The sequence below is a fragment of the Mycobacterium colombiense genome (genome assembly GCF_001672755.1).
GTDB lineage: Bacteria > Actinomycetota > Actinomycetes > Mycobacteriales > Mycobacteriaceae > Mycobacterium > Mycobacterium colombiense_C.
In genome coordinates this window covers 1-10862 of sequence record NZ_LZKI01000140.1, presented here as the reverse complement: position 1 = coordinate 10862, position 10862 = coordinate 1, and the positions used below count along the sequence as shown (strand labels likewise).

General features: G+C 68.0%; 10 protein-coding genes and 2 pseudogenes. 5 read left to right on the top strand and 7 right to left on the bottom strand.

Annotated features, from left to right (window positions below; translation table 11 throughout):
• Positions 1-644, top strand: a pseudogene (locus A5708_RS19510) (radical SAM protein); the annotation flags it as partial.
• A gap of 1 nt (position 645) precedes the next feature.
• Here A5708_RS19510 and A5708_RS19505 read toward each other — a convergent pair.
• Together A5708_RS19505 and A5708_RS19500 are read right to left on the bottom strand one after the other, a co-directional pair.
• Positions 646-2277 carry a chloride channel protein gene (locus tag A5708_RS19505; protein WP_065030197.1) on the bottom strand — a complete coding sequence of 544 codons (1632 nt, stop codon included), beginning with the start codon at positions 2275-2277 and terminating at the stop codon, positions 646-648.
• Between the two features lie 54 nt (positions 2278-2331).
• A complete protein-coding gene (locus A5708_RS19500; protein ID WP_065030196.1) occupies positions 2332-3933 on the bottom strand; it encodes a purple acid phosphatase family protein in 1602 nt (533 codons plus the stop codon).
• An 88-nt stretch (positions 3934-4021) separates the two neighbouring features.
• Between A5708_RS19500 and A5708_RS19495 the strand changes: the two genes are divergently transcribed.
• Positions 4022-4450: a hypothetical protein gene (locus A5708_RS19495; RefSeq protein ID WP_065030195.1), complete on the top strand. Its 429-nt coding sequence runs from the start codon at positions 4022-4024 to the stop codon at positions 4448-4450.
• On the opposite strand, the pseudogene A5708_RS28025 reads toward A5708_RS19495, so the two are convergent.
• Positions 4451-4555 (bottom strand): annotated as a pseudogene (locus A5708_RS28025) (gamma-glutamylcyclotransferase); the annotation flags it as partial.
• Complete coding sequence (locus A5708_RS19490) at positions 4522-5097, bottom strand: helix-turn-helix domain-containing protein (protein WP_065030194.1); 576 nt, start codon at positions 5095-5097, stop codon at positions 4522-4524. The gene A5708_RS19490 and the pseudogene A5708_RS28025, both read right to left, overlap by 34 nt.
• Before the next feature lie 72 nt (positions 5098-5169).
• On the opposite strand from A5708_RS19490, the gene A5708_RS19485 reads away from it, so the two are divergent.
• A complete protein-coding gene (locus tag A5708_RS19485) occupies positions 5170-5955 on the top strand; it encodes an aldolase (RefSeq protein WP_065030193.1) in 786 nt (261 codons plus the stop codon).
• A 36-nt stretch (positions 5956-5991) separates the two neighbouring features.
• Positions 5992-6873 (top strand): dihydrodipicolinate synthase family protein, encoded by an 882-nt coding sequence (locus A5708_RS19480; protein ID WP_065030192.1) that lies wholly within the window; start codon positions 5992-5994, stop codon positions 6871-6873.
• A 6-nt stretch (positions 6874-6879) separates the two neighbouring features.
• Here the strand turns inward: A5708_RS19480 and A5708_RS19475 are convergent, their stop codons facing one another.
• The 3 genes from A5708_RS19475 to A5708_RS19465 are packed head-to-tail and all read right to left on the bottom strand — an operon-like array spanning position 6880 to position 9174.
• Positions 6880-7758 carry a neutral zinc metallopeptidase gene (locus tag A5708_RS19475; RefSeq protein WP_065030191.1) on the bottom strand — a complete coding sequence of 293 codons (879 nt, stop codon included), beginning with the start codon at positions 7756-7758 and terminating at the stop codon, positions 6880-6882.
• Positions 7759-7767: 9 nt separating this feature from the next.
• A complete protein-coding gene (locus A5708_RS19470) occupies positions 7768-8265 on the bottom strand; it encodes an SRPBCC family protein (RefSeq protein ID WP_065030190.1) in 498 nt (165 codons plus the stop codon).
• 9 nt (positions 8266-8274) lie between these two features.
• Positions 8275-9174 (bottom strand): oxidoreductase, encoded by a 900-nt coding sequence (locus A5708_RS19465; RefSeq protein WP_196772684.1) that lies wholly within the window; start codon positions 9172-9174, stop codon positions 8275-8277.
• Positions 9175-9236: 62 nt separating this feature from the next.
• On the opposite strand from A5708_RS19465, the gene aspS reads away from it, so the two are divergent.
• Positions 9237-10862 (top strand): aspartate--tRNA ligase (aspS, locus tag A5708_RS19460; protein WP_065030198.1); only part of this gene is annotated, 1626 nt, incomplete at its 3' end.

Sequence of the window (10862 nt, the reverse complement as noted above, 5' to 3'; positions counted from 1 at the left end):
ACACCGATCCGTACCAGCGGGCCGAGGGGCGCTATGCGCTGATGCCCGGGATCATCGGCGCCCTGGCCGAATCGGGCACGCCGCTGTCGATCCTGACTAAGGGGACGCTGCTGCGGCGCGACCTGCCGTTGATCACCCAACCCGCGGCGCATGTTCCGGTTTCGGTCGCGGTGTCGCTGGCCGTCGGCGATCCCGAGCTGCACAAGGACGTGGAGCCCGGCACGCCCACACCGCAGGCGCGGCTGGGCCTGATCAGCGCGATCAGTGCCGCCGGGCTGGACTGTCATGTGATGGTCGCGCCGGTGCTGCCTCATCTCACCGATTCCGTCGAGCATCTCGACGGGCTGCTCGGACAGATCGCGGCGGCCGGCGCCCGCAGCGTCACGGTTTTCGGCCTGCACCTGCGCAGCTCGACCCGGGGCTGGTTCATGGCGTGGCTGGCACGCTCGCATCCCGAGCTGGTCGGCCGCTACCGCGAGCTGTACCGGCGCGGCGCCTACCTGCCGCAGGGCTATCGGGACATGTTGCGGGAGCGGGCCGCCCCGCTGATCGCCAAGCATCGACTGGCCGGCGACCACCGCCCGTTCTCGCGAGCGGTGTCGGTCACGACGGCGCCGGAACCTGTTCAGACGACGCTGTTTTGAGCTAGTCGGGCTCGGTGACCCGTCGGGGCCGCCTCCGGGCGAACGCGATGAAGTGCCGGGTGCGCCGGGTGTCTTCGTTGATGTCGTGCAGGCGCGCGGCAAGCAGATCCTGCAGCAGCAGGTGACCTTGTTCGGTGCCCTCCGGTGACAGGACCCGCAGCGCGCGGCCGCCCGATTCGGCGAGGATGTTCGCGGCATGCCGGAGGGTGTCGCGGGTGCTGACGCTGCCGCCCGTGGGCATTTCCGCAGGCTCGGGATGCATGACGTCGGCCACGAAGAACGCTTCGAGTGGGTCGGTGGTGTAGTCGCGGGTCAGGTGCAGCCCCCGCCGGGCTATTTTTTCGGTCAGAACGGATCGGTCGAGCATCATCACGGACGCGGCATAGGCGGTGGTGGAGGCCACGATCAGGGGGAGCAGCGTGGGCCAGGCATGGGTGAGCTCGAGGGTGAACACGATGCCGGTCAGCGGCGATCGCATGACGCCGCCCACCACGGCCGCCAGCCCGAGGATCGCCCAGAACCCCGGGAACACGTGCGGCAGGCCTTGTCCCACAAGGGCTCCGAGCGCACCGCCGATCATGAATACCGGCGCGAGCACACCGCCGGAGGTGCCCGAACCCAAGGACAGTGACCAGATGGCGGTCTTCACGATGAGAATGCCGACTATCAAGGACAGGGTGGCGCGGCCGGTCAGCAGCGCGTCGATTACGTCGTAGCCGACGCCGAGGGCCCGTGGCTCGATCAGCCCGCCCGCCCCGATTACCAGGCCGCCGATCGCGGGCCACCACATCCAATGGATCGGCAGACGCGAGAAGGCGTCTTCGGCCAGATACACCAGACGTGTGGCGGCGATGGCGACCACCGCGCCGCACGCCCCGATGACGAGCGCGAGCAGGTCGATCTTCCAGTCGATGCGACTCAGGTGCGCAACGTCGACCGGAAAGACGGGGTCGCCGCCGAGAATGAATTGGCGCACGACGGTCGCGACCACGACGGCCGCGGACACCGGAATCAGGCTGCGGGGCCGCCATTCGAATAGCAACAACTCGACCGCCAGCAGAATGGAGGCCAGCGGCGAATTGAAGGTCGCCGCCATCCCGCCGGCGGCTCCGGAAACCAGCAGGATCTTGCGCTCGTCGGCGGTCAGATGCAGGTGTTGGGCGAGGATCGACCCCAGCGCCCCGCCGGTCATGATGATCGGCCCCTCGGCGCCGAACGGGCCGCCGGTGCCGATGCTGATCGCGGCCGAAATAGGTTTCAGGATGGCGACTTTCGGTTCGACACGGCTGCCCTGGGTGAGAATCGCCTCGATCGCTTCGGGCATGCCGTGACCGCGGATCTTCTCCGAGCCCAGCCGCGCCATGACGCCGACCACCAGGCCGCCGGCGACGGGGGCGCCAAGCAGCAGCCACCACGGATGAGGGTGGGATCCCGGCGCCACCAGGCCGACGGCCCAGCGCTGGTAGAAGACGAGGTTGGTGACCAACCCGATCAACCTGAGTAGACACCACGCCGCGCCCGCGGCAAGCGCTCCGATCGGCACCGCGAGCGCCGTGATCAATAGCATGCGTCGATCGACCACGAAATCCGCCAGCCGGCCCCCGGCGACCGAACCGCCCGGCGATTCAACCATTTCTGAAGTATTTCACAGGGATAAAATCCGCTGTGGCCATGTTGCTGGGCCGGGCTAGCCGGCCTTATCGCCGCGCGGCTTGGTGAGCGTGAATTCGTCGATCACGGCGACCTCACCGAACGAGCCTCGCAGCGCGTAGTGCGTCGCCTTGATCGAGGTGCTACCGCCGGCTCGGCCGGGGTCGACGTCGAAAGCCACGAAACCGTAAGGGTTCTCGCGGTCGCGAAACGCCGACCACGGCGCGTCCTCCACCACGTAGATCGGGGCCTTGCGGCCCAGCCCGGGATCGAATGCGCCCACGCCGGTCAGCACGCGGCAACGGAGATCGGGGAAGAACATCGCGTTGCTCGGCGCCGAAGTGCCGCCGCCACCGATGACCAGGTGCACCGTTCCGCGGGTGGCGTCGATGACATCGTTCCGGGTGTCGACGGGTATCGGCGTACGGGTGTCGGTGCCCAGCGTGCCGCGCAACGGGTGCGAGCGTTCGTAGTGGTGTTCGTGACCGCACACCACCAGATCAACCTGGTACTGGTCGAACAGCGGTAGCCATTCCTCGCGAATGCCCAGGTCGGCGCCGTTGGTCTTGTCGGCGGTGGAGATCGCCGTCTGGTGCATGCACACGACTACCCAGTCGATATCCGGGTCGCGCCCTGCTGCGGCGAGTTCGCCTGCAAGCCAGCGCTTTTGCTCGCCGCCGGAGTAGCCGTGCACGTAGAAGTTGCCGCCGTCCTGGAAGGCGACGTCGTCGTTGCTCAGGCTGATCACCCGCACCGAGCCGGCGGTGAACGAGTACCACATGCCGCGAGTCTCGGGGCTCGATCCAGAGTCGGGCACCGCGAAGTAAGCCTGATAGGCGCCGTAACCGATTGGCCCGTTACCCAATTCGTTTTCGTGGTTACCGGCCGCCGGCATCCAGGGCCGGTATCGCGCGGAGCGGGTGTTGTTCTCGAACCAGTTCGACCAGGTGCGCACCCGGTCTCGGGCCAGGTTGGCGTAGCACAGGTCGCCGTTGATCAGGTTGAACAGCGGCCCCATCCGTTCGATCGCCATGGTGGTGTCGGCCGCGGCCGGCGAGCCGATGTTGTCGGTGGCATAGCTGCCGTCGGGCATCTTTGCCAGTGCCGGTGTGGACTGGTCACCGAAGCTGGTGAACAGCAGTCGTTTTCGGCCCGTCGGCGCGGTGCGCACGGTGCCCTGCTCGGGTTCCGCGCCGTCGTGCACCGCGGCGTACACATAGTCGGTGTCCGGGGTGAGGTCGGTCAGCCGGGCGTGGTTGACGCGAACTTCGGTGCCCGACTTCGCGTCCCGGTAGGTGCGGGTTTCCGCGGCTACGGTGCGGCCGAAGCCGGACGTCGGCGTCCCGAGCAGCACCCGCGGATTGCGGACCGCGTCGGTGGTGTGCCACGACACCACCACTTCGGTGCCGGCGTTCTTCCCGAACTGCAGGTGCAACCCGCCGACCGGCGGTGCGCCGTGGCGATCGGGCTGCAGCCAGGCCATCGGGCCCCGCGGGCGTGACCACAGCTGCACGGCACCGCCCCCGAGGCCCACCCCGAGGGCGGCCGACACCGCCCCGGTCGTCAGCAACCGGCGGCGGGTCACCGGCGCTTCGGCGCTATCGGCCCGTTTCGGGGCCGGACGCGTCTCATCGCTCATGCTTGCTTCATACCGGAGCCGGGCAACCGCGGGCACAGCTGCCGGTAAACAGCGAACCGCCGCTAACGAATCCGGTAGCGTTTTCGATATGACGAACGTGCAAAGAACAGCGAGCGCGATCTCAGCGGTAACGCTGGCAATGGCCGCAGGGGCGGTGCTCACGCCGGCGACGGCGCATGCCGATGGCCACCAGGTGACCTACACCGTGACCAGCCCCAACAACCTGACCGCCAACGTCTCCTACGTGAACGCCGACCCGCCCAGCCAGGCCGCTTTCAGCGCGGACCCGTCGAAGTTCTCGACCAGCGTGCAGGCCCCGCTCAGCGGCGGAGCGCCGGTCACCTACACCGCCACCCTGGCGAACCCGAACCAGTTTGCGAGCATCACCGCGAGCGGCATGCTGCACTGGCCGGATTCGGGCAACGGCCCCGCCCAGTTCCACTGCGAGATCGCCGTGGACGGCCAGGTGGTCGCGCAGCAGGACGCCACCACCACCGTCACCTGCCGACCCAGCTAGTCAGCCGGCGAAGACGTACACCCACGCCGTCGCGCCGGATCGCAGCGGCACCTCGATGCGGCGGTAGTCCTCTACCTCGTACTCATCGGCGGCCGCCAGATCGGTTTCGCTGATGGCGAACATGCGGTCCCGGGTTCGGCATGCGCGACGACGACGACTTCGGCGCGTTCGGCGCCGACCGCCCGGATCTTATGGCTGACCGAGGCGTCGAAATAGGCGCTGTCGCCCGGGTTGAGCGTGAACGTCTGGTCGCCGTAATCGAGTTCGACGGTTCCGGCGTGCACGAACATGAATTCCTGGCCGGCGTGTTCGGGATGGGGATCGTCGGCGAGCCGCTCCGTCGGGTGAACCACGAACGGCGACATCGACTTTCCCAGCAGGGACGAGGCGAGCACCCGGTAGCGCTCGCCCTGGGCGTCGCCGGTGGCACGCTCCACGGCGATCTTCTCCTGCGCCGCCTCCTCGGAGAACAGCCGCCCCACGTCGACGTCGAGGGCCTTGGCAACCTTGAGGGCGACCGCGATCGACGGTGTGCTGCAACGTCGTTCGATCTTGGACAGGTAGCTCTTGGTCAATCCTGTCTGCCGGGCCAACTCCTCCAAAGTGAGGCCGCGTTGCTTGCGGACCGCGCGCAGCAGTGCTGTCACGGGTCACCCCTTTCATGACACAAGGTTTCCTATACTGCTACTGTAGTGTCATATCGCCGAGGGAGCCCGATTATGGCCAGCACGTTCACCGAGTCGAAGTCCGAATTGATGCGCCGGGCTGCCGAGCAGCTGACGGCGAACGTCGCCGATTCGCAGTTGACCACCCGCCAGAAACTGGCCCTGACGTGCCGGGCGCTGTTCGACGCCGGGCATGATTCGGGGCTGGCCGGGCAGATCACCGCCCGCGCCGAGGCGGACGGCACCTACTACACCCAGCGTCTGGGCCTGGGGTTCGACGAGATCACCGATGGCAACCTGCTGCTGGTCGACGAGGACCTCAACGTCCTCGACGGGGACGGAATCGCGAACCCCGCCAACCGTTTTCACAGCTGGATCTATCGCGCCCGGCCCGACGTCCAGTGCATCGTGCACACCCACGCCTTTCACGTGGCGGCGCTGTCGATGCTGGAAGTCCCACTGATCGTCTCCCATATGGACACCACGCCGCTCTACGACGACTGCGCGTTCTTGCCGAAATGGCCGGGCGTTCCGGTCGGCAACGAAGAGGGCGAGATCATCAGCGCGGCCCTCGGCGACAAGAAGGCGGTGCTGCTGGCGCATCACGGCCACGTCATCGCCGGTGCCAGCGTCGAGGAGGCGTGCTCGTTGGGAATCCTCATCGAGCGCGCCGCCAAACTGCAGCTGACCGCCATGGCCGCGGGCACCGTCAAGGAATTACCCGAAGAACTGGCCCGCGAGGCCCACGACTGGACGCTGTCACCGCAGCGCAGCCGCGCCAACTTCGCCTACTACGCCCGCCGGGCTCTGGCCCGGCACCCCGACGTGTTGACCAGCTGAACCCGTTATCCGCCAACCCAATCCGAGGAGCCCGCTGTGGCGCAATCGCCCACGCCCAAGATCCACGGCATCATCGCCTACCCGGTGACCCCGTTCTCCGAGAAGGGGATTGACACCGAACGGCTGGCCGCACTGGTCGAGCGGCTGGTGTCCGCCGATGTTCACGCGATCGCGCCGCTGGGCAGCACCGGCGAACTGGCGTACCTCGAGGAACCCGAAGTCAACACCGTCGTCGACACCACGATCGCCACCGTCGCCGGCCGCGTCCCGGTGATCGTCGGGGTGTCGGATGTGACCACCGCCAAGACGATTCGGCGCGCCACGTACGCCCAGCAGGCCGGGGCCGACGCGGTGATGATCCTGCCCGTGTCGTACTGGAAGCTCACCGAGCGCGAGATCTTCCAGCATTACCGCAGCATCAGTGACGCCATCTCCATCCCGATCATGGCCTACAACAATCCCGCCACCAGCGGCGTCGACATGCCGCCCGATCTGCTGGTGCGCATGTTCGAAGACATCGACAACGTGCGCATGGTGAAGGAATCCACCGGTGACCTGACCCGCATGCAACGCATCGCCGAACTGTCCGGCAACCGGCTGCCCTTCTACAACGGCAGCAATCCGCTGGTGCTCGACGCGCTGAAGACCGGAGCGTCCGGATGGTGCACGGCCGCACCGAATCTGCGGCCACAGCCCTGCATCGACCTGTACGAGGCGGTGCGTGCGCAAGACCTCGACACCGCGCAAAAGCTTTACGACGACCTCAAGCCGTTGCTCACGTTCATCGTCGCGGGCGGGCTGGCCACCACCGTGAAGGCCGGCCTGGAGCTGCTCGACTTTCCGGTGGGCGACCCGCGCGCACCACTGCTGCCGCTCGACGAGCAGGGCCGCGCCGAGCTGCGGGGCCTGCTCGCCTAGCGGCGGCTAGCCCAGGTCGGGCGCGGAGAAGGTGTCACACTTGTTCGGGTCACCGGTCTGGTAGCCGGTGGTGAACCACTTCTGCCGCTGTTCTGACGAACCGTGCGTCCAGGACTCGGGATTGACCCGGCCGGTGGACTCCTTCTGGATGCGGTCATCGCCCACCGACGCCGCTGCCGAGAGGGCGTCGGAAATGTCCTTGTCGCTCAACGGTTCCAGGTAGGGCACACCGGTGCTCTCCTGCTTGACCGTGGAGGCGTAGTGCGCCCAGATCCCGGCATAGCAGTCGGCCTGTAGCTCGGTGCGCACGCCGTTGCCGCCGGCGCCCTGCGCACCCTGCTGCGAGCGGCCCAGCAGGCCCTGCAGGTTCTGCACGTGGTGACCGTATTCGTGGGCGACCACATATTCCTGGGCGAACGGCCCACCGCTGGAACCGAATCGATCGACCAGCTCCTTGAAGAAGTCGGTGTCGAAATACGCCGTCTTGTCCACCGGGCAGTAGAACGGCCCGACCGCGGTGGTCGCGTGTCCGCAACCGGTCTCCACCGAACCGGTGAACAGCCGGACGTGGGGACGGGTGTAACCCTGCAGCAGCTGGTGCCACACCGCGTCCACCGAGTTGCCCGTCGCGACCACGCGGCATTGCACGTACTTGTTGGCGTCGGCACCGGTCTTGCACTGGCTCAGGTCGAAGCCCGGTGCCGAGTAGCCACCGGTGTTCGTCTGCTGGGTGTTCATGACGCGACCGGGATCGACGCCCAGTAGCAGCGCCCCGATGAGGATGAGCAGCCCGAGGCCCCCACCCCCGACGGCCATTCCCATGCCGCCCCCACCGGATGCGGACGCGGTGCTGGTGTCGATCTGCATGCCCTCGTTGAAGGTCATGGCGCTCTCCTAACGTTGCCGGGTCGCAAGGGAGTCGGTGTAGCTGCGCAGGTTGCGCAGGTAGCGGCGCAGGGCCAGGTTCAGCAGCGGCCCCACCACGACCATCGCCAGCTTCGCCGGGCCGGCCGGTTTCTGGGCCATGGTCCACGTCAGCCGGCAGCCACCCGGGATCACCTCGACCCGGTAATCCTCGGCGAAGGCCGCGACCGATCGGGTCGAGCATTCATTGAACCGGAATGCCATGTGCGTGAACGGTTCCCATGCAAGGAATTCCTCGTTGCCGACGATGCCGCCGCGCATCTCGACGACGCGGGTGGTCCCGACGCCACGCGGCTCGGGACTGGTCCAGGTCACCTTGGTGATCACCTTCGCCCACCGCGGCCAGGACTGGGCATCGGAAAGCACCTCGAACAGCTGCTCGGGGGTGATGGCCAGGTCGACGCTGTTGCTGAACCGGAAGGGTGCGGTCTCGGTGAAGCTGGTATCGACGCGCTCGCAGGCGAACATGACAACAACTTAGCCGGGGCCGTCGCTGGCCGCGGCCAGTAAGGGCACGATGACGTCGCTGATCGGCGTGGCCAGGCCGTGGGCTCGGCCCTTGCGGACGATCACGCCGTTGCGGATGTCCCATTCCATCGCCCGCCGGTGTTCCGCGTCGGTCAGGATCGACGTGCTCATGTCCTCGGCGACGTTGCGGAACATGTCGACCAACTCGTCGACCACGCCATCGGCCAGCCGGGCGCCCTCGGCCCGCGCGACCGCCAGGCACTCGGCGACATAGCGTCGCGACAGCGCGGCGACGTCGTCGCGGCGGAACATCCCCGACCGCCGCCGCGCCAGCGCCATGAACCCCGCCAGCGCATTGGTGAGCAGCTTGTGCCAGGCCGCGGTGATGATGTCGGGGTCGCAGTCCACCCGGCAGCCGGCGCCGCGCAGCAGCTCGGCGACGGTCTCTCCGGACGGTCCGCTGGGCAGGACCAGGGCCGCCTCGCTGCGCAGTCGCACCCAGCCCTCGGGCTGGGCCTGGGCCGAGTACCACACGATCCCGGGGATGACGGGGGACAGCGGGCAGTGCGGCTGCACCTGCTCGACCTGCTCGACGCCGTTTTGCAGCACCACGACGATGGTGTGAACGTCGCACAGCCGGGCCAGCCAGCCGGCCGCCGCGTCGTTCTGGGTGGCCTTGACGGCCAGCAAGACCACGTCCACCGGCTCGGTCACCTCGGTGGGATCGGTGCGCACCGGACCGGGTACGACGATCGGATCGGCCCCGTCGGGCCGCAGTTCGATGGCGTCGCGCGGGGTGCGACCGCACACCATCACCCGGTGACCGGCCCGGTACAGCAGCGCGGCGGCCGTCGTGCCGACGGCGCCGGGACCGACCAGGGCGATGTTGGTAGCAGCGTCTGTGGCGATGCCACCGAAATTACCTCCTTTAGACTGGTCACTCGTTCAAGCCCGGTGAAAAGGAGTTTTTCGTGCTGCGCAGTCACGCCGCGGGTTCGCTGAGGAGTAGCGACGCCGGGCAGCAGGTGACGCTAGCGGGCTGGGTGGCCCGCCGTCGCGACCACGGCGGCGTCATCTTCATCGACCTGCGCGACGCCTCCGGGATCGCCCAGGTGGTGTTCCGCGAGGCTGACGTGCTGGCCCAGGCGCACCGGCTGCGCGCCGAGTTCTGTGTCGCGGTCACCGGTGTGATTGAGATCCGGCCCGAGGGCAACGCCAACCCGGAGATCGCCACCGGTGACATCGAGGTCAACGCCACCACGCTGACCGTGCTGGGGGAGAGCGCACCGCTGCCGTTCCAGCTCGACGAGCCGGCCGGCGAGGAGCTGCGGCTGAAGTATCGCTACCTGGACCTGCGCCGCGACGGCCCGGCCGAGGCAATCCGGTTGCGCTCCAAGGTGAATGCCGCCGCGCGGTCGGTGCTCGCGCAACATGACTTCGTCGAGATCGAAACCCCGACGATCACCCGGTCGACCCCGGAGGGAGCACGCGACTTCCTGGTGCCGTCCCGCCTGCACCCCGGCTCGTTCTACGCCCTGCCGCAGAGCCCGCAGCTGTTCAAGCAGCTGCTGATGGTGGCCGGCATGGAGCGCTACTACCAGATCGCCCGCTGCTATCGCGACGAGGATTTCCGCGCCGACCGCCAGCCCGAGTTCACCCAGCTCGACATGGAGCTGAGCTTCGTCGACACCGAGGACGTCATCGCGATCTCCGAGGAGATCCTGTCCGCGCTGTGGGCGCTGATCGGGTATGAGATCCCGACGCCCATCCCGCGGATCAGCTACGCCGACGCGATGCGGCGGTTCGGCTCCGACAAGCCCGACATGCGCTTCGGACTCGAGCTGGTCGACTGCACAGAGTTCTTCTCCGACACCACATTTCGCGTCTTCCAGGCTCCCTACGTCGGCGCCGTGGTGATGCCCGGCGGGGCCTCGCAGCCGCGGCGCACGCTGGACGGCTGGCAGGAGTGGGCCAAGCAGCGCGGGCACCGCGGACTGGCCTACGTGCTGATCGCCGACGACGGCACGCTGGGTGGCCCGGTCGCCAAGAATCTGTCCGACGCGGAACGCGACGGGCTGGCCGCGCACGTCGGGGCGAAGCCGGGGGACTGCGTCTTCTTCTCGGCGGGCCCGGCCAAGCCGTCGCGGGCCCTGCTCGGGGCCGCCCGCGGCGAGATCGCGCACCGGCTCGACATGATCGATCCGGACGCCTGGGCGTTCGTCTGGGTGGTCGACCCGCCGTTGTTCGAGCCCGCCGACGACGCGACCGCCGCCGGCGACGTCGCCGTCGGGTCGGGGGCGTGGACCGCGGTGCACCACGCGTTCACCGCACCCAAGCCCGGCCACGAGAGCGAAATCGAGACCGACACTGGCAACGTGCTCGCCGACGCCTACGACATCGTCTGCAACGGCAACGAGATCGGCGGCGGGTCGATCCGTATCCACCGCCGCGACATCCAGGAGCGGGTGTTCGCGGTGATGGGCCTGGACCACGACGAGGCCCAGGAGAAATTCGGATTCCTGTTGGAGGCCTTCACCTTTGGCGCACCCCCGCACGGCGGGATCGCGTTCGGCTGGGACCGGATCAACGCGCTGCTG